15 protein-coding genes are annotated in these 17478 nt (G+C 67.4%); 12 read left to right on the top strand and 3 right to left on the bottom strand.

Going from position 1 to position 17478, the window contains the following annotated elements; all coding sequences use genetic code 11:
- Nucleotides 1-28: 28 nt before the first annotated feature.
- The 4 genes from ILT46_RS10405 (at nt 29) to ILT46_RS10390 (ending at nt 6645) form a co-directional block, all read left to right on the top strand.
- Nucleotides 29-2401, top strand: coding sequence for an FtsK/SpoIIIE family DNA translocase (locus ILT46_RS10405; protein ID WP_199504578.1), 2373 nt, complete (start codon nt 29-31; stop codon nt 2399-2401).
- 202 nt (nt 2402-2603) lie between these two features.
- Complete coding sequence (locus ILT46_RS10400; RefSeq protein ID WP_199504577.1) at nt 2604-3509, top strand: hypothetical protein; 906 nt, start codon at nt 2604-2606, stop codon at nt 3507-3509.
- A gap of 260 nt (nt 3510-3769) precedes the next feature.
- Nucleotides 3770-4885, top strand: coding sequence for an alanine dehydrogenase (gene ald, locus ILT46_RS10395; RefSeq protein WP_199504576.1), 1116 nt, complete (start codon nt 3770-3772; stop codon nt 4883-4885).
- Between the two features lie 242 nt (nt 4886-5127).
- The gene (locus tag ILT46_RS10390) at nt 5128-6645 is read left to right on the top strand and encodes a sensor domain-containing diguanylate cyclase (RefSeq protein WP_199504575.1); all 1518 of its coding nucleotides are present in this window, start codon (nt 5128-5130) and stop codon (nt 6643-6645) included.
- Here ILT46_RS10390 and ILT46_RS10385 read toward each other — a convergent pair.
- Entirely contained in the window at nt 6633-7031 is a 399-nt protein-coding gene (locus tag ILT46_RS10385) for an acyl-CoA thioesterase (RefSeq protein WP_199504574.1), read from the bottom strand. The two genes, ILT46_RS10390 and ILT46_RS10385, sit on opposite strands and share 13 nt — an antisense overlap.
- Nucleotides 7028-9109 (bottom strand): S9 family peptidase, encoded by a 2082-nt coding sequence (locus tag ILT46_RS10380; protein WP_199504573.1) that lies wholly within the window; start codon nt 9107-9109, stop codon nt 7028-7030. Before ILT46_RS10380 ends, ILT46_RS10385 begins: the two co-directional genes overlap by 4 nt.
- A gap of 37 nt (nt 9110-9146) precedes the next feature.
- Here ILT46_RS10380 and ILT46_RS10375 point away from each other — a divergent pair, with 37 nt between their 5' ends.
- The 4 genes from ILT46_RS10375 (at nt 9147) to ILT46_RS10360 (ending at nt 12528) form a co-directional block, all read left to right on the top strand.
- Nucleotides 9147-10958, top strand: a complete 1812-nt coding sequence (locus ILT46_RS10375; protein WP_199504572.1) for an aminopeptidase P family protein — start codon at nt 9147-9149, stop codon at nt 10956-10958.
- 54 nt (nt 10959-11012) lie between these two features.
- Nucleotides 11013-11384 (top strand): VOC family protein, encoded by a 372-nt coding sequence (locus ILT46_RS10370; protein ID WP_199504571.1) that lies wholly within the window; start codon nt 11013-11015, stop codon nt 11382-11384.
- Complete coding sequence (locus ILT46_RS10365; protein ID WP_199504570.1) at nt 11381-11818, top strand: cupin domain-containing protein; 438 nt, start codon at nt 11381-11383, stop codon at nt 11816-11818. Before ILT46_RS10370 ends, ILT46_RS10365 begins: the two co-directional genes overlap by 4 nt.
- Nucleotides 11819-11985: 167 nt before the next feature.
- On the top strand, nt 11986-12528 hold the full coding sequence (locus tag ILT46_RS10360; RefSeq protein WP_199504569.1) for a hypothetical protein: 543 nt from the start codon (nt 11986-11988) through the stop codon (nt 12526-12528).
- Nucleotides 12529-12555: 27 nt separating this feature from the next.
- On the opposite strand, the gene ILT46_RS10355 is transcribed toward ILT46_RS10360, so the two are convergent.
- A complete protein-coding gene (locus ILT46_RS10355; RefSeq protein ID WP_199504568.1) occupies nt 12556-14130 on the bottom strand; it encodes a helicase HerA-like domain-containing protein in 1575 nt (524 codons plus the stop codon).
- 103 nt (nt 14131-14233) lie between these two features.
- On the opposite strand from ILT46_RS10355, the gene pabB reads away from it, so the two are divergent.
- The 4 genes from pabB to rpmG all read left to right on the top strand — a co-directional run bounded on the left by pabB (nt 14234) and on the right by rpmG (nt 17395).
- Complete coding sequence (pabB, locus tag ILT46_RS10350) at nt 14234-16051, top strand: aminodeoxychorismate synthase component I (RefSeq protein WP_199504567.1); 1818 nt, start codon at nt 14234-14236, stop codon at nt 16049-16051.
- Entirely contained in the window at nt 16048-16701 is a 654-nt protein-coding gene (locus ILT46_RS10345) for an RluA family pseudouridine synthase (protein ID WP_199504566.1), read from the top strand. Before pabB ends, ILT46_RS10345 begins: the two co-directional genes overlap by 4 nt.
- Complete coding sequence (gene arfB, locus ILT46_RS10340) at nt 16694-17101, top strand: alternative ribosome rescue aminoacyl-tRNA hydrolase ArfB (protein ID WP_199504565.1); 408 nt, start codon at nt 16694-16696, stop codon at nt 17099-17101. Before ILT46_RS10345 ends, arfB begins: the two co-directional genes overlap by 8 nt.
- A 126-nt stretch (nt 17102-17227) precedes the next feature.
- A complete protein-coding gene (gene rpmG / locus ILT46_RS10335) occupies nt 17228-17395 on the top strand; it encodes a 50S ribosomal protein L33 (RefSeq protein WP_199504564.1) in 168 nt (55 codons plus the stop codon).
- The last annotated feature ends 83 nt before the right edge of the window (nt 17396-17478 follow it).

Here is a 17478-nt window from a genome sequence, read left to right as displayed (position 1 = left end):
CCAGGCGGGACACGGGACACAATCGGACATGGCCACGAGGGCAATCGGCAAGCAGGGCATGAGGCCCGCCGCGGCAGACTGGCGCGCCGCCTTCCGCCGTTCGGCCCGCCGCGCCGTGCAAATGGCCGGTGCCGCCGCCCTGTTCGCGCTGATGCTGTTTCTCGGCCTTGCCATCGCCAGCTACACGCACACCGACCCGAGCAATTCGACCGCCGCCGCCGGTAACGACATCGCCAACTGGATGGGCGCGCCCGGCGCCTGGGCGGCGGAGCGGGTGCTGTATCTGTTCGGCCTTCCCGGCGTGCTGCTGCTGCCACTGTGCTACGTCGGGGCGCGCAAGCTGTGGCGCGATGTCGAGCGCGAGGAGATCGACACCGAGACCCGCTGGTGGCGGCCGCTGGGTATGCTGCTCTTCGCGATGGCGCTGCTCGGCACGGTGCTGGCGCTGATCTTCGACGGGCCGGGATCGAGCTTCCCGGCATCGGTCGGCGGGATTGCCGGACTGTTGGGCGAACGCGCGGTCGAGGCGGTGGCCGCGCGCTTTGGCAGTGGGCTGGAAGGCTGGGTTATCCTCGCCCTTGCCGTTGCCGCGCTGGCCGGCGGCACCGCGCTGGCCGCACGCGTGTTCGCCTTCGATTGGGCCACGCTGCTGACGCTGCCCGCCTTCCTGAAGCGCGCGCCGGCAGGCGAGGATGAAGCGGCACAATCCCCCGCCCCCCGCCTGCGTGACCGGCTGCCCCGCCCGCGCCGCACCGAACCCGCCGAAACCGGCGAGGACGCCGCCCCCGAAGCCCCCCGCCGCGCGCCGGAAATTCCCGATCCGCTGCAACCGCCCAAGCCCTCCACCCGCGCGCCCAAGGCCCAGCAGCGCGACCTGTTCGCCGCCGATTTCGCGCTCCCCACGCTAGACCTGTTGCAAGACCCACCCAAGGACAGCGCCCCCAAGCTCGACAAGCTGGCGCTGGAAAAGAACGCCCGCCTGCTCGAAACCGTGCTCGACGATTTCAAGATCAAGGGCGAGATCACTGCCGTCCGCCCCGGCCCGGTGGTGACGATGTACGAACTCGAACCCGAACCCGGCATCAAGGCCGCGCGGGTGATCGGCCTGGCCGAAGATATCGCCCGCAATATGAGCGCAATTTCGGCGCGCGTGTCGTCCATCCCCGGGCGCACGGTCATGGGCATCGAACTGCCCAACGCGCACCGCCAGATGGTAGTGATGAAGGAACTCGCCGCCAGCGAAGCCTTTGTCGAATCGCGTGGCGGGCTGCCGATCATCCTCGGCAAGGACATCGCCGGCGAACCGATCGTCGCCGACCTTGCCGCGATGCCGCATCTGCTGGTCGCGGGCACCACCGGCTCGGGCAAGTCGGTTGGCCTCAACTGCATCCTCTTGTCGCTGCTCTACCGCTTCACGCCGACCGAATGCCGGCTCATCATGATCGACCCCAAGGTGCTCGAGCTCAAGAGCTACGACGACATCCCGCACCTCCTCTCGCCGGTGGTGACCGAGCCCGCCAAGGCGGTCCGCGCATTGAAATGGGCGGTCGAGGAGATGGAGCGCCGCTACCGGATGATGTCGAGCATCGGGGCGCGCAATATCGGCGGCTTCAACGACCGGGTGAACACCGCGATCGCCAAGGGCAAACCGCTGGGCCGCCGGGTGCAGACCGGCTTCGACCCCGAAACCGGCGAGGAGCTGTTCGAGGAAGAGCAGCTCGATTACGCGCCGTTGCCGCTGATCGTGCTGGTGGTCGACGAACTGGCCGATTTGATGGTGACTGTGGGCAAGGAAATCGAGGTGCTGATCCAGCGCCTCAGCCAGAAATCGCGCGCCGCCGGCATTCACCTGATCATGGCGACGCAGCGCCCCAGCGTCGATGTCATCACCGGGGTGATCAAGGCCAACCTGCCGACGCGCATCTCGTTCCACGTCACCAGCCGGATCGACAGCCGCACGATCCTTGGCGAACAGGGCGCCGAGCAGCTGCTGGGCAAGGGCGACATGCTCTACAAGCCGTCCTCGGGCCCGCTGGTCCGCGTCCACGGCCCGTTCGTGTCGGATGACGAAGTCGAACGCGTGGCCGATCACTGGCGCGGCCAGGGCAAGCCCGATTATGTCGATGCCGTGACCGAGGAACCCGAAGATGGCGGCGGCTTCCTGTTCGACGACGAACTGACCGCGTCGGACAACCCGGAAGAACGCAAATATCGCCAGGCGTGCCAGGTGGTGATCGAAAACCAGAAGGCGTCAGGCTCGTGGCTGCAACGCCAGATGGGGGTCGGCTACAACACCGCCGCCAAGTGGATCGAACGGATGGAGAGCGAAGGGCTGGTCGGCCCCGCCAACCATGTCGGCCGCCGCGAAATCTTCCGCGATGCGGATGGGAATCCGCTGTAGGAAGTTGACCGGACCTGCTGCCCTTTGCGGCCGAAAAGCTGGATCCCGGGTCAAGCCCGGGTGACGGGAAGGGAATAGGTTGACATTTCGTCGCCCCGGATTTGATCCGGGGTCCCGCTAATCTACACGCCCGTGACGATATTTGTCAGTAGCGCCCGGCAGCGCGCGGTCTAATCTCGGCTATCCTTCACGGAGCCATATCATGCCGCGCACCCGCCTTTTTTACGCTCTGATCGGTGCGCTGTTTGCGGCGGTGCTGGCCGTGGCGACCGCCCCCGCCGCTCATGCCGAGGCGTGGCGCAATCTCAACCCGCTCGCCAAGCGCCAGCCGGTCCGGCTCGCCAGCGAGGGCGTCAGCGTCGAGCTCGTTCCGCAGATCGAGACGCATGAGGCTGATGGCGAGACCTTCGAGCAGGCCAGCGTGCGGATCGCCGTCACCTTCCCTGGCCGGCCGCCGTTCGTACTGCCGGCAGACGAGGAGACGCTGGCGCATCACGGCCTCGGCATCGGCATCGCCCGCTGGGCGCGCGGCGATGCGCAGCCGGCGGTGCTGGTGGTCGGGTTTACTGGCGGGATGCATTGCTGCGTCACCACGCGGATCGTCACGCTCGGTCCGGCCGGGCCGCAGGTAAACGCGCTGCCGCCGGCCGATGCGGCGCCCGAAACCCGGTTGCCGCGCGATGTCGATGGCGACGGCGTGCGCGATCTCGTCCGCAGCGACGACCGCTTTCTCTATGCCTTCACCTCCTACAATGCGAGCTGGCCGCCGCCGCAGATCTGGAACCTGGCAGGCGGCGCGCTGGTCGATGTCAGCGACGCGCCGCGTTATGCCCCGCTGTTCCGCCGCTTCGCGCGCCGAGCATGGACAGAATGCCGCGAAGGCAGGCCAGGCGCCTGCGCGGGCTACGCCGCCGCCGAGGCGCGGCTGGGCAATGGCGAACCGGCGCTCGCTCGCGCGATCGCTGCGGCCGGGACAAGCGGCTGGCTGCCGGAGCCGTGCACGGTTCCGCTGGTCGAGGACGCCTGCCCCGACGGGTACGAACGCCGCTTCGCCGATTATGCCGAGGCTTTGCGCTGGTTCCTCGGCGAGCATGGCTATCTGCGCTAGCGCTGTCCTACAGCGGCGAGCGGATGGTAGGACCATCGCCATGCCAGCCACCCTGCCCCCGCCATCCCAGCGACCTCGAAGGTGACACACCGGTGCTCCCAGCCAGTTCCTACTTGATTGAAAATCTACACGAAACCGCTGTGTTGCAAGTTCTCCAAAACCCCCGGTTCACTGTCGCCTCGCCAGTGCGCCGAATTGCCAAGCCCGGCCCGCCGCGCTAACCCGCAGGCCACCTTCCCTCCCCAGCAAGGCCAAGTCTCATGCGCATCGGCTGCCCCAAGGAAATCAAGAACCACGAATATCGCGTCGGGCTGACCCCCGAGAGCGTCCGCGAACTGACCGGCCATGGCCACGAGGTGTGGGTGGAGGCTGGCGCGGGGCTGGGCATCGATGCGACCGATGACGAATATCGCGCCGCCGGGGCCGAAATCGTCGCCGGGCCGGAACCGATCTTTGCCGAATGCGAGATGGTGGTGAAGGTCAAGGAACCGCAGGCGGGCGAACGCGCGATGCTGCGCGAAGGGCAGATCCTCTACACCTATCTGCACCTCGCCCCCGACCCTGAGCAGACCGCCGATCTGGTCAAATCCGGCGTCACCGCGATCGCTTATGAAACGGTCACCGGCCCCGGTAATTCGCTACCGCTCTTGAAACCGATGAGCCAGGTCGCCGGGCGGATGAGCATCCAGGCCGGCGCCACCGCGCTCGAAAAGGCGCATGGCGGGCGCGGGGTGCTGCTCGGCGGGGTGCCGGGCGTGCTGCCGGGCAAGGTGCTGGTGATTGGCGGCGGCGTGGTCGGCTTCAACGCCGCGCAGATGGCGGTGGGCCTTGGCGCTGATGTGACCATTCTCGACCGCGACCCCGAAGTGCTCGAACGGCTCGGCACCCATTTCGAAAGCCGCGCCAAGACGCGTTTTTCCAACCGCGCCAATATTCAGCAGATGATCTGCGAGGCCGATCTGGTGATCGGCGCGGTGCTGGTGCCCGGCGCTGCCGCACCGAAGTTGGTGACGCGCGACATGCTGCCGTGCATGAAACAGGGCGCGGTGCTGGTCGATGTGGCGATCGATCAGGGCGGCTGCTTCGAAACCAGCCGCGCGACGACGCATCAGGATCCGACCTATGTGGTGGACGGCATCGTCCATTATTGCGTCGCCAACATGCCCGGCGCGGTGGCGCGGACCAGCACCTATGCGCTCAACAACGTCACCCTGCCCCACGCGCTGAAGATTGCCGAGCTGGGCTGGCAGGCCGCGCTCAAGGCCAATCCGCATCTCGCCGCGGGGCTCAATGTCCATGCCGGCAAGGTGGTCTATCAGGCAGTCGCGGACGAGCTCGGCTATGCGCATGTGCCGCTCGCCGAGGTGCTCGACTAACACACTGCTAACAGGCGCTTAATCGCTTGGCAGGGTCTCGCAGCTAAGGCCGCGCATGGATGGGATGGAAGCGAATCCTCGCGGCCCTTGGGGCAATGATGGCGATGGTGTGGGCCATCCCGCTGGCGGCTGCACCGGCCGCACCGCCCGCCATGTGCAGTGCGGTACGCGACGCGAATGGCGGTTGGTCGCAATGACATTGTGGCGCGCGCGACTGGGACCGCGTTCCGGCCGAGGCGCGGGTGCGGCTGGCAGCGCCGCCGGGAGAAGCACCGCGCTTCGTCACCACCCGCCTCTCGCAATTTCGCGGGGGCGAACTGACGGTCGAGGGGCGCGACGGCTCGGTCATCCGCCGGCAGATCGCGCAAGATGATTTCGAGGTGGCGCATGGCCAATGGCTGATGCGCCTCCCCGTGCCGCAGATGGCGGGCGGGATCGCGGCGGTCGAATTGCGCTATGACCAGCCGCGCCATACCGGGCTGGTGGACGAAACCCGGCTGGTGACAGCGAGCGGGGCCGAACCGACATCGGAGGTGTTCGATCTTGCGGTCGCGGCCCTGTGCGGCCTCCTCGCCGCACCGCTATTGTTCAATTTCGCCTTCTGGCGGGTGCTGCGTCAGCGGTTCCTGGTGTGGCACACGCTGATGGTCGTGTTCATGCTGGTGCAGACCGCCGTGACGTCGGGCCTGATCACGCATTTTGCGCGCCTGCCGGTCTCGACCGTGTTCCACCTCGGCATTTTCAGTCTGACCGGCGCGGCGGCGATGGGCTCACTATTCGCGGCTTCGATGATCGAGCCGGGGAAAATCGATCCGCTGCATCGCCGCTTGCTCGAATGGTCCGTGCTGTGGGGCCTCGCCATCAGCGTTTTCTACGTCACAGCCACCGGGCCGGCCGCCGCCTATGCGCCGCACGTCTATTATGGCGGTTATATCCCCGTCTTCCTCGTCTATTTCTGGGCGGTGATCGTGGCCTGGCGGCGGGGCAGCCGGGCGGTGATGTTCCTGGCGCTGGCGTGGTTGCCGGTAATCGGCGTCAACGGGCTCAGGATTGCATCGTTGCTGGGTGCAGGAGACGCGCCGCTCGACCTCTATTTCGCCCATCATCTGGCAGCGATAGCCGAGATTCTCATCACCGGGATGGGCGCGGTCGACCGGTTCATGATCCTGCGGCGGGAGCGCGACAATGCCATGTTCACGAGCCAGCGGCTCGAACAGGCGGCCGACCGCGACCCGCTAACCAGCCTCTCCAACCGCCGCGCGCTATCGGCCAATTTCGCCGCCGATTATGCCGGGGGTTTTCGCACGCTGGCGCTGTGCGACCTCGATCATTTCAAGGACATCAACGACCGCTTCGGCCATGCGGTGGGCGACCGGGTGATCGTTGCTGCGGCGAACGCGCTGGCGCCTGACGAAGATACCCGCGTGGTCCGGATGGGCGGCGAGGAGTTCCTGCTGATGCTGCGCGGTCCCGATGCGGCGCAGCGCGCCGAGATGCGCCGGCAGGCGATCGCCCAGCGCGTGGCGGCCGAGATTGTCGGGCTCGACCGGGTGGTCACCGCCAGCATGGGGCTGGTCGAACAGGCCGGGCCCGGCACCGGCATCGCCGCCGATTTCAGCACCCTGTACGACTATTGTGACCGCTTGCTCTACGATGCCAAGCGGGCCGGGCGGAACCGGATGATGCGCGAGAAGCTGCAGCATTTCGCCGACCGCCGGCAGGCCGGCCGGCGCCAGTCGGCAAAGCCTCAGGCGGCGTAGAACGGCGCGGCGATTTCAGGGCGCACCCGCGCCACCCGGCCGCTGGCCCGCTCGATCATCGCCCAGGTGGAGCGCGCCGAGACGATGACCTTGCCGCCCGCATCGCGAAACTCGATGCAGCGGTCGAAGCGCGCGCCGCGCGGCGGATCGGGAATGAACGTGGTCGCAGTCACGCTCTCGCCGACCGCGATATTGCCGCGATAGTCGATCTCGTGCCGCAGCACGACCCAGTAATAGGCGGCGACATCTTCCGCCCGCGCCGCCGCCTGCCAGTGCGCGGTGGCGACATCCTGGATCCAGGTCACCCAGACGGCATTGTTGACATGGCCCAGCTCGTCAATGTGCTCGGGCCGGGCGGTGAAGGCGAGGGTGAAGGGCGCGCTCATGCCGCCCTCATCTGCCATAGGATGAAGGCGAATTCCTCGGCCGTTTCACGCAGCCCCTCGAACCGGCCCGATTTCCCGCCATGCCCGGCGCCCATATTGGTCTTGAGCAGCAGGACATTGTCGTCGGTCTTCAGCTCGCGCAGACGGGCGACCCATTTGGCAGGCTCCCAATAGGTCACGCGCGGGTCGTTAAGCCCGGCGGTGACCAGCATTGGCGGATAGGCTTGCGCGCGCACATTGTCGTACGGGCTGTAGCTGCGGATCAGCTCGAAAGCGGCTTCATCCTCGATCGGGTTGCCCCATTCGGGCCACTCGCCCGGCGTCAGCGGCAGCGAAGCGTCGAGCATCGTCGCCAGCACATCGACAAACGGCACATGCGCCACCACCGCGCCCCACAATTCGGGATCGGAATTGACCACCGCGCCCATCAGCTCGCCCCCGGCCGAGCCGCCCGAGATCGAAATCCGCCCGGCCCGGGTGAATCCGCGCGCGACCAGCCCGCGGGCGACATCGACGAAATCGGTGAAGGCGTTGGTGCGCTGCTGCAGCTTGCCCGCCTTGTACCAGGCGCGCCCGAGATCGTCGCCGCCGCGAATATGCGCGATGGCATAGGCAAACCCCCGGTCGAGCAGGCTCAACCGCGCGGTCGAGAAGCCCGGATCGATCGCGATACCATAGGCACCATAGCCATAGAGGTGCAGCGGCCCGCCAGCCGCCCGGTCGCGGCGCATGACGATGCTGACCGGGATCGCCGTGCCGTCGCGCGCGTCAATTTCCAGCCGCTCGGTGGTGTAAAGCGCAGGGTCGTAGCCGGAGGGTATCTCCTGCACCTTACGCACCTCCAGCGTGCGTTCCGCGACGTGGTAATCGTACACGGTCGCCGGGCTGACCATACTTTCATAGGACAGGCGCAGCTGGCTCGTCGACCATTCGGGATTGTTGCCGAGCGATGCGGTATAGGTGCGTTCCGGAAAGACAATCGGCTCGATCCGGGCCGGATCGTCGTAATAGCGCACCTCCAGCCGGTCGAGCCCGCCGATCCGCCCCTCGACCACGTAGAAATCGCGGAACAGCTCGAACCCGGTGAGGTAGAACGCATCCGAGCCGTCGATCAGCGTGGCCCATTCGCCCGGTGCGGCCAGTGGCGCGGTGGCGAGGCGGAAATTCTCGTGCGTGTCGTTCGTATGGACGAACAAGGTTTCCCCGCGCAGATCGACATCATATTCGACCCCCGGCTGACGCGGGCGAACGAGAACGGGTTCGGCCAGCGGATCGTTGGCGGGGATCAGGCGGACTTCGCTGGTTTCATGGTCCGATGTGCCAAGGATGACCCATTCTTCATTGGCCGACAGGGCAACGCCGACGCGAAAACCCTCATCATCTTCGTGATAGAGTTCGACATCCTCGCTCGCCGGCTGGCCCAGCCAATGGAGCCGGGCATTGTCGGTGCGCCAGTTCTCGTTCGCCAGCGCATAGACCAGCGCGCGATCATCCGCTGCCCACACCAGCGCCCCCAGCGTGCCGGGAATTTCGTCCGCCAGCAGCGCGCCGGTGGCCAGATCCTTGATCCGCGCGGTGAACCGTTCGGAACCATTATCATCGACCGAATAGGCCAGCAGCTGGCCGCTGCGACTGACCGACACAGCGCCCAGGCTGAAATACTCATGCCCCGCGGCCAGCGCCACCTCGTCGAGGATCAGCTGGTCGGCGCGACCATCTTCGGGCGCTCTCACCGGTCGGCGCCACCATTTCTTATATTCGGCGCCCTCCTCGAACTCGATCCAGTAGAGCCAGTCGCCATCCTTCTGCGGCACCGAGCGGTCGGCTTCCTTGATCCGGGCGCGCATCTCGGCAAACAGCGTGTCGACCAGCGCCTGCTGCGGCGCCATCTGGTGGCGGAACCAGGCGTTTTCCGCCTCGAGATAGGCGAGAACCTCGGGATCGCTCACTTCGGGATAGGCGGGATCGCGCAGCCAGGCGTAATCGTCGGTGACGATCTGCCCGTGATGGCTGGCGGTCGACGGCTTTTTCGCGGCCACGGGTGGCTTGGCGGCGGATTGCTTGGTGGTATCGGTCATGCCGCGGCCCTATGGTGCCGGCGAAAGGACCGCAACAATGCTGATGCAAACCCACGAAGCCCGCCTTGCCCGCTTGCGCGAGGAGCTGAAACGCCAGCAGCTGGACGGCTTCGTGGTGCCGATCTCGGACGAGCATATGAGCGAATATGTCGGCGCCTATGCCCAGCGGCTCGGCTGGCTGACGGGCTTTGGCGGATCGGCCGGGTCGGCGGTGGTGCTGGCGAACAAGGCGGCGATGTTCGTCGACGGGCGCTATACCCAACAGGTCCGCGAGCAGGTGGACGGGCAGCTTTACGAATATCACCAGGTGCCCGCCTCGCCGCCTGCCGCTTGGATTGGCGCCCAGGCGGGCGAGGGCGCACGGATCGGCTACGATCCCTGGCTGCATACGCAGGGCTGGGTGGAACAGACCGACAAGGCGCTGACGAAGAAAGGCATCGCGCTGGTTCCGGTAGAGCGCAATCCGATTGACGCGGTGTGGGACGACCGACCGGCGCCCTCGCTCGCACCGGCGCTGGTCCATGCCGACGAGCAGTCGGGCCGATCCAGCGCCGACAAGCGCGCGGCGGTGGGGGAATGGCTCAAGGATGAAGGGCACGATGCGGCGATCATCAGCGCGCTCGATTCCATCGCCTGGCTGCTGAACATCCGCGGCAGCGATGTCGATCGCACGCCGGTGGCGCTGTCCTATGTCATCGCCCATGCCGACGGCACCGCCGAACTGTTCATCGCGCCCGAAAAGGTGACGCCCGAACTCACCCGCCATCTCGGCAATGCGGTGACGGTGCGCGCGCGGGGCGATTTTGAAGGCGCGCTGGCGGGGCTGGGCGGCAAGCAGGTTGCGGTGGATCCCTCCTTCGGCGTTGCCGGCATCTTCAAGGCGCTGCGCGATGCGGGAGCCGAGGCGGTCGCGGTGCGCGACCCGACCATTCTGCCGCGCGCGATCAAGAACCCGGTCGAGCAGGCCGGCCACCGCGCCGCGCAGGCGCGCGACGGGGCGGCGATCGTCAAATTCCTCCACTGGCTGGCCGTCGAAGCGCCCAAGGGCGGCGAAACCGAGCTGTCGGCGGTGGCCGCGCTGGCGCGCTTTCGCGATGAGACCGGTTGCCTCGTCGATAACAGCTTCGACACGATTTCCGCCGCCGGTCCGCACGCCGCGCTGCCGCATTACCGGGTGGACGAGGACAGCAACCTGCCGATCGAACCGGGCAGCGTCTACCTGTGCGATTCGGGCGGGCAATATCGCGACGGAACAACCGATATCACCCGCACCGTCTGGATCGGGCCGGGCGAACCCTCGGCCGAACAGAAGGACCGCTTCACACGCGTGCTAAAGGGCCATATCGCGCTTGCCCGCGCGCGCTTTCCGCAAGGGACAGCGGGCAGCCAGCTCGACACGCTGGCACGCCAATTCCTCTGGGATGCCGGGGTCGATTACGCGCATGGCACCGGCCACGGAGTCGGTAGCTTCCTGTCGGTGCATGAAGGGCCGCAGCGGATCGCCAAATCGGCGGGCGGGCAGGCGGGGACCGATCAGGAACTGTTTGCCGGCATGATCCTGTCGAACGAACCGGGCTATTACAAGCCGGGCGCGTTCGGCATCCGCACCGAAAACCTGATCCTGACGGTGCCGGCCGAGATTGCGGGTGCGGAAGGCGACTGGCTCGGCTTCGAAACGCTGACATTCGCCCCGATCGACCGCACGCTGCTCGACCACGCGCTGCTGACCCGTGAGGAGGCCCAATGGTGGAACGCCTATCACGCCCAGGTGCGCGCGCTCCTCGCGCCCCAGCTCGACGGGGCGGTGCTGGCGTGGCTGGAAGAGGCCTGTGCACCATTGACATCGTAACGATGTTCTGCTAATGTTCTTCACTGTGGGCGCAGTGCGAGGAGGAGATTCGCGATGATCGGTTATGTCACGCTGGGGACCAACGATCTGGCACGCGGAGCGCGCTTTTACGATGCGCTGGCGGCGGAAATGGGGACGCCGCGGATGATGGAATATGACGGCTTCATCGCCTGGGGCGTGCCGAACGGGCCTGCGGGCATCGGCCTTACCAAGCCTTATAATGGCCAGCCCGCCAGTGTCGGCAATGGCGTGATGGTCGCGCTGGAGGCGAAGGACCGCGCGCAGGTCGATCGGCTGTACGACGTCGCGCTCGCCCATGGCGGCACCTGCGAAGGCAAACCCGGCCCGCGCGGTGATAGCGGGTTCTATGCCGGCTATTTCCGCGATCCTGACGGTAACAAGCTCAACGCTTTCGTGATGGGATGAACGCGCCGGATCATCGCGACGGGCTGTCGCTGGCCCGCTTTCCGGTGCATCTCGGGCGTGGCGGCAGCGCGTGTGCGCAGGGCGAGTTTACCGGCATGGCGTTTTATGCCGATTACGAGGCACGCACTACCGGCGATGGGCCCGATGGCCGGCTGGTCAGTCTCCACAGTTTCTCGGCACCGTGGGACAGCTGGGAAATGCATCCATCGGGCGACGAGCTGGTGGTGTGCACCGCGGGCGGTCTGGTGCTGATCCAGGACACCGGCGGGAAGACGTGTTCGCTTACCCTGTTCCCGGGCGACTATGCCATCAATCCGGCGGGGACCTGGCACACCGTCGATCTCGCGCCCGGCTGCGCCGAAGCGACGGCGCTGTTCATCACCGCAGGTATCGGCACGCAACACCGCGAACGCCGTGGCGGACCGACAAGGTGAGACCCTGATCGCCGATGACGGCGGAACCGCGGACGAACGGGGTTGGTGACATCCGGCCTAAGGGGGTTGTCGCGGCTGATCTGCACGGCCGCCGCGGGCGTTCATCGCCCGATCAGCCGCCCGCGGCATAATCGCGCCGTGAAGCATGGAGACAGATGATGCGTAGGATGACGATGGCCCTCGGCGCGCTGGCGCTGGCCCTGCCGATTACCGCAGTGCTCGCCCAGACCGCCCAGCAAGCACCGCGCGGTGCAATGCGCGCGCCGATGGCGGACATGACCCGGCAACAGGCACAGGCACGTGCCGAGCAGCATTTTGCACGCATGGATGCAAATCAGGATGGAAAGGTTGACGCCGCCGATCGTACGGCGCGCCATGCCGCGCGGTTCGACCAGCTCGACACCAACCGCGACGGCGCGCTGAGCCGCGAGGAATTCGCTGCCCTGCAGGGGGACCGCGCGGATCGTCGCGGCAACCACCGGATGGGCCAGCGCGGCGATCGGGGCCATCATGGCGCGCGCGCCGGGCAGCCAGTGCCGGTGGATCGGGCCACCTTCGTCGCCCGCGCGCTCGAACGGTTTGACCGGGCGGATGCCAACCGCGATGGCACGATCACAACCGCCGAACACGAGGCGATGCGCGAGGCGCGCCGCGCAGAATGGCGCGCGCAGCGCCAGCAGGACCGCGCCGGGTCAACGCCGGTTCAATAAATTCGCAGGTGACAGCAGCCTGGTGCCTCAGCGCATCAGGCTGCCGATCAGATTGCGGACGAACCGGCCGGCGATTGCGCCGCCGAGCCCGGTGGCGATGGTGCCGGCCGCGGCGCTGGCGGCGCTGGCCGTGGGGCTTGAGCGGCTGCGCCGGCCGGTCATCCTGGCGGCGACCAGCGTTGCCGCAGAACTCGCGGCCGCCCCCGCAGCCGCTTTGCCCGCCTTGCCCCAAAGCGAGGTGTGCCGCCGTTCGCGCCGGCCGACGTCCTCGCGGCTGCTCGCCTCGACTTCCTCGGCCGTGGCCGCCGCATCCGCGGCCTTAGCCGCCAGTACCTCCTCGGCGCTTTCGCGATCGACCGCCTGGTCGTATTTGCCATCGACCGGGCTGATCGAGCGAATGATCGCCCGTTCCTTGTCGGTGACCGGGCCCAGCCGCGAACGGGGCGGCTTGATCAGCGTGCGCTGAACAATCGACGGCGCGCCGTCCTCCATCAGGGTCGAGACCAGCGCCTCGCCGACGCGCAATTCGGTAATCGCCCGCTCGACATCGAGCTCTGGGTTGATGCGGAAGGTGTCGGCCGCGGCCTTGATCGCCTTCTTGTCGCGCGGGGTGAAGGCCCGCAGAGCGTGCTGCACGCGGTTGCCGAGCTGGCCGGCAACCGCTTCGGGAATGTCGATCGGGGTCTGGGTGACGAAATAGACCCCGACCCCTTTGGAGCGGATCAGCCGCGTGACCTGCTCGATCTTTTCCAGCAGCGCCTTGGGCGCATCATCGAAAAGAAGATGCGCCTCATCGAAGAAGAACACCAGCACCGGCTTTTCCGGGTCGCCGACTTCGGGCAGGCTTTCGAACAATTCGGCCAGCAGCCACAGCAGGAAGGTGGCGTAGAGTTTGGGGCTGCGCATCAGCCGGTCAGCGGCGAGCACATTGACGAAACCGCGCCCCTGCTCGTCCGTGCGGATGAAATCGGCAATCTCGAGCGCCGGTTCGCCGAAGAACGCGTCGGCGCCCTGGGCCTCGAAGCTCAGCAACTGTCGCTGGATCGCCCCGATGCTCTGCTTGCTGACATTGCCGTAGCGGGTGGTGAGATCGGCCGCATTCTCGCCCGCATAGGCCAGCATGGCCTGCAGATCGCCCAGATCGAGCAGCAGCAGGCCCTGTTCGTCCGCCAGGCGGAAGACGATCTGCAGCACGCCTTCCTGCGTCTCATTGAGGCCGAGCAGGCGGGCCAGCAGCAGCGGCCCCATCTCGCTGATCGTGGTGCGGATCGGATGGCCGAGTTCGCCATACAGATCCCAGAAGATCACCGGATTGTCGGCATAGGCATAATCGGTGATGCCGAGTTCGCGCGCGCGCTGTTCGAGCGTGGCGGCGTGCTTGAACTGGGGCGAGCCGGCCATAGCGATGCCGGCAAGATCGCCCTTCACATCGGCCACGAACACCGGCACGCCGGCGGCGGAGAAATCTTCCGCCAGGCCTTGCAGCGTGACGGTCTTGCCGGTGCCGGTGGCGCCCGCGATCAGGCCGTGACGGTTCGCCCGCGACAGGTTGAGCACCTGCCGCTCGCCATTCTCTGCCAGGCCCAAGAAAATCTCGGTCATCCGCGCACAGCTCCTATCGCTTGAAGGCACCGCCTGTGCGCGGCGGGCCCTGCCCGGTCAAGGTGCCTCGACTTGGGCGGCGAAGCGGTTAAGGGCGATGACGATGGCTGAGCCGGCATCTCCTTCCCTCGCGCCCTTCGTGCTGCTCGACGATGCGCGGGCGGAGGGTGCGGCGCCGGCGCATTATTACAGCGCGCCCGCCGAGCTTTTCGTTGCCTACCGCCCGGCCGAGGTCGCCGGGGTGCTGGCGGCGGCGGACAAAGCGCTGGCAGAGCGCGGCGGGACGCTGGCGGGCTATCTCGCTTACGAGGCGGGGCTGGCACTGGAAGACCGGCTCTCCCCACTGGCCGAAGGGGCGGCGGGCGCTGGCGGGCCGCTGGTCTGGCTGGGCCGGTTTGAGCGCTGCGAAACCATCCCACCCGAGGCGGTCAGCGATTGGCTGGCCGCACGCGGGGCCGGGCCGGATGCGGTCGCCACGCTTGGCCCGCTCGACCCGCAGCTTTCGCCGGGCGGCTATGCCGAGGCATTCGCTGCCGTGCAGGAAGCCATCCGCGCGGGCGATATCTATCAGGTCAATCTGACCCTGCCGCTCGCCGGCAGCTATCGCGGCGACCCGCTGGCGCTATATGCCAGGCTGCGCGGCGCGGCGGCGGCGGGCTATGGCGGCGTGGTGTTCGATGGCAGTAACTGGCTACTCAGCCTGTCGCCCGAATTGTTCGTCTCGCTCAAGGAGGGCACGGCGCGGGTCAAGCCGATGAAGGGCACCCGCCCGCGTGGGCCCGATCCCGCAGCCGACCGCGCGCTGGTGGAAGATCTTGCCCGCTCGGACAAGGACCGGGCCGAAAACCTGATGATCGTCGATCTGCTCCGCAACGATCTGTCGCGCGTGGCGGTAGCCGGATCGGTGACAGTGACCGCGCCCTTCGCGGTCGAGACCTATCCCACAGTCCACCAGATGGTCAGCACGATCGAGGCGCGGCTAGCACCGGGGAACAGCGCGGCCGATCTGGTGCGCGCGCTGTTCCCCTGCGGCTCGATCACCGGCGCGCCAAAGATCCGCGCGATGGAAATCATCTCCGATGTCGAGCGCGATGTGCGAGGGCCCTACTGCGGGGCGATTGGCCGGGTCGGCGCGGATGGCGAGGCGGCGTTCAATGTCGCCATCCGCACGCTGCGCCTGACGCCGGTCGAGAATGGGCAAGGCACAGCGGTGCTCGGCGTCGGCTCGGCCATCGTTGCCGATAGCGAAGCGCTGCCCGAATGGCGCGAGGTGCTCGTCAAAGGCGGATTTGCCCGCGCAGCCAGCGGCGCCGACCTGATCGAAACCATGCGGTTCGATCCGGCCGAGGGGATCGCGCTGCTCGACCTACATCTGGGCAGGATGAAAGCCAGCGCGGCGGCACTCGGCTATGCATTCGACCACCACGCGGCGCGCAACCGGATACAGGCGCTGTGCTTCGATCTCGAAGCGCCGGCGCGGCTGCGGCTGCTGGCCGCGCGCAGCGGCGCGCTGGCGCTGGAGGCCGCTCCGCTGCCGCCGCCCAATGAGCACCCGGTGACCTCCGCGGTGCTGCCGTTGCCGGTGGATCCCGGTGATCCCCGTTTGCGCCACAAGACCACTGACCGCTGGATCTACGATGCGGGTCTGGCCGCCGCCCGCGGGGCGGGAGCGGACGAGGCGCTGTTTGTTCGCGATGACGGGCTGCTGACCGAAGGCTGCACCACCACTCTGTTTGTCGAACGCGGCGGGCGCTTGCTGACGCCCCCGCTAGCGCTGGGCCTGCTCCCCGGCGTTATGCGCCAGGCGCTGCTCAGCGAGGGACGCGCGATGGAAGAGCCGCTGACGCTGGCCGACCTTGCCGACGGGTTCCTGCTCGGCAACGCGGTGCGCGGGCTGATGCCGGCGCGGCTCCGCGCATGAGGCCGACCATCCTGTATGAAGACGGCGAGGCGCTCGTCATCGACAAGCCAGCCGGCTTGCCGATGGACCGCCCCCGGCGCGGCGGGCCTTCGCTGGCCGATTCGCTGAGCGATCTCCGACTTGGCTTCCAGCGCCGGCCGGCCCCCGTCCACCGGCTCGATACCGATACCTCTGGCTGCCTGCTGCTGGCGCGCAATGCCAAGGCGCTGGCCCGTTTCGCGCAGAGCTTCGAAGCGCGGCTGGTCGAGAAGGTCTATCTCGGCATTCTCACCGGCATCCCGCAGGAGGATTCGGGCAGCATCGACCTTGCGCTGGCCAAGGTTAGCAGCGCCGAACAGGGCTGGCGGATGGTGCCTGACAGCGCGGGCAAGCCATCGCTGACCCATTGGCGCGTCATGGCCCGTGCCGGTGGCCGCGCGCTGATCGAGTTCCGGCCGGAAACCGGGCGCACGCATCAGCTGCGCGTGCACGCAGCAAGCGGCATCGGCCTGCCGCTGCTGGGCGACCCGCTCTACGGCACGGGCGAGCCGGCTGCGCGGATGATGCTCCACGCCGCGTCGCTGATCGTGACGCGGCCGGGCAAGACCCCGATCACCGCCCACGCCCCGCTCCCCGCACCGTTTCACGCGCTCGGCTTCGGCGATGGATGAGGTGATCGAGCGCGCGCTGGCGCTCGCCGAGGAGAGCTTCATCGCCGCGTCCGGGCCGGGCGGCCAGAACGTCAACAAGGTGGCGACTGCGGTGCAGCTTCGCCTCGACATCTTCGCGTTGCGGCTGCCACCGGCGATATTTCATCGACTGAAGGCGCTGGCCGGACAGCGGTTGAACCAGGCCGGCGAGCTGGTGCTGACTGCGCGCACGCATCGAACGCAGGATGCCAACCGGCAGGAGGCGCGCCGGCGGATGATCGAGGTGTTGCGGGCCGCCCATCAGCGGCCGGCGGTCCGCAAGAAAAGCCGGCTCAACCGCATCAACCGCGAAGGACGGTTGAGAGGCAAAAAGGTCCGTTCTGCCGTCAAGGCCGGCCGCGGCCCTGTTCGGCCCGACTGAAACGGCGCATGAGGCACGCTTGACTTTACGGGTGGAATCACCCAAGGGGCCGGCCAAGAGGCGGCGCCCGCGCGCCGCCTGTATTGTTTTGGCCCGCGACGGGCTCCAACCGATCAGGAAAAGCCCATGGCGAAGCCCGCAACCATCAAGATCCGGCTGGTCTCCACCGCCGAAACCGGCTTCTTCTATGTCACCAAGAAGAACCCGCGCAATACGACCGAGAAGATGAGCTTCCGCAAATACGATCCGATCGTGCGCAAGCACGTCGAATTCAAGGAAGCCAAGATTAAGTAAGCGGCGCTGCCGGCGCCGTGATCTGGCGGTTCCCTCCGGACCGGGCGGGTTCACTGTCGGTTCAAGCCTCCACCGCCACAGGA

Source organism: Qipengyuania sp. YIM B01966, from assembly GCF_016461955.1.
GTDB lineage: Bacteria > Pseudomonadota > Alphaproteobacteria > Sphingomonadales > Sphingomonadaceae > QFOP01.
Note: the sequence above shows the minus strand (reverse complement) of the source record. Positions and strands in the feature narration are given on the sequence as shown.

Bases quoted from the DNA above. Each gene is read 5' to 3' on its own strand.
- ILT46_RS10375 (WP_199504572.1), top strand. From the start codon at position 9,147: ATGCTGATGCAAACCCACGAAGCCCGCCTTGCCCGCTTGCGCGAGGAG.
- ILT46_RS10385 (WP_199504574.1), bottom strand. From the start codon at position 7,031: ATGAGCGCGCCCTTCACCCTCGCCTTCACCGCCCGGCCCGAGCACATT.
- ald (WP_199504576.1), top strand. From the start codon at position 3,770: ATGCGCATCGGCTGCCCCAAGGAAATCAAGAACCACGAATATCGCGTC.
- ILT46_RS10365 (WP_199504570.1), top strand. From the start codon at position 11,381: ATGAACGCGCCGGATCATCGCGACGGGCTGTCGCTGGCCCGCTTTCCG.
- ILT46_RS10360 (WP_199504569.1), top strand. From the start codon at position 11,986: ATGACGATGGCCCTCGGCGCGCTGGCGCTGGCCCTGCCGATTACCGCA.
- pabB (WP_199504567.1), top strand. From the start codon at position 14,234: ATGGCTGAGCCGGCATCTCCTTCCCTCGCGCCCTTCGTGCTGCTCGAC.
- ILT46_RS10380 (WP_199504573.1), bottom strand. From the start codon at position 9,109: ATGACCGATACCACCAAGCAATCCGCCGCCAAGCCACCCGTGGCCGCG.
- arfB (WP_199504565.1), top strand. From the start codon at position 16,694: ATGGATGAGGTGATCGAGCGCGCGCTGGCGCTCGCCGAGGAGAGCTTC.
- ILT46_RS10405 (WP_199504578.1), top strand. From the start codon at position 29: ATGGCCACGAGGGCAATCGGCAAGCAGGGCATGAGGCCCGCCGCGGCA.
- ILT46_RS10370 (WP_199504571.1), top strand. From the start codon at position 11,013: ATGATCGGTTATGTCACGCTGGGGACCAACGATCTGGCACGCGGAGCG.
- ILT46_RS10355 (WP_199504568.1), bottom strand. From the start codon at position 14,130: ATGACCGAGATTTTCTTGGGCCTGGCAGAGAATGGCGAGCGGCAGGTG.
- ILT46_RS10345 (WP_199504566.1), top strand. From the start codon at position 16,048: ATGAGGCCGACCATCCTGTATGAAGACGGCGAGGCGCTCGTCATCGAC.
- rpmG (WP_199504564.1), top strand. From the start codon at position 17,228: ATGGCGAAGCCCGCAACCATCAAGATCCGGCTGGTCTCCACCGCCGAA.
- ILT46_RS10400 (WP_199504577.1), top strand. From the start codon at position 2,604: ATGCCGCGCACCCGCCTTTTTTACGCTCTGATCGGTGCGCTGTTTGCG.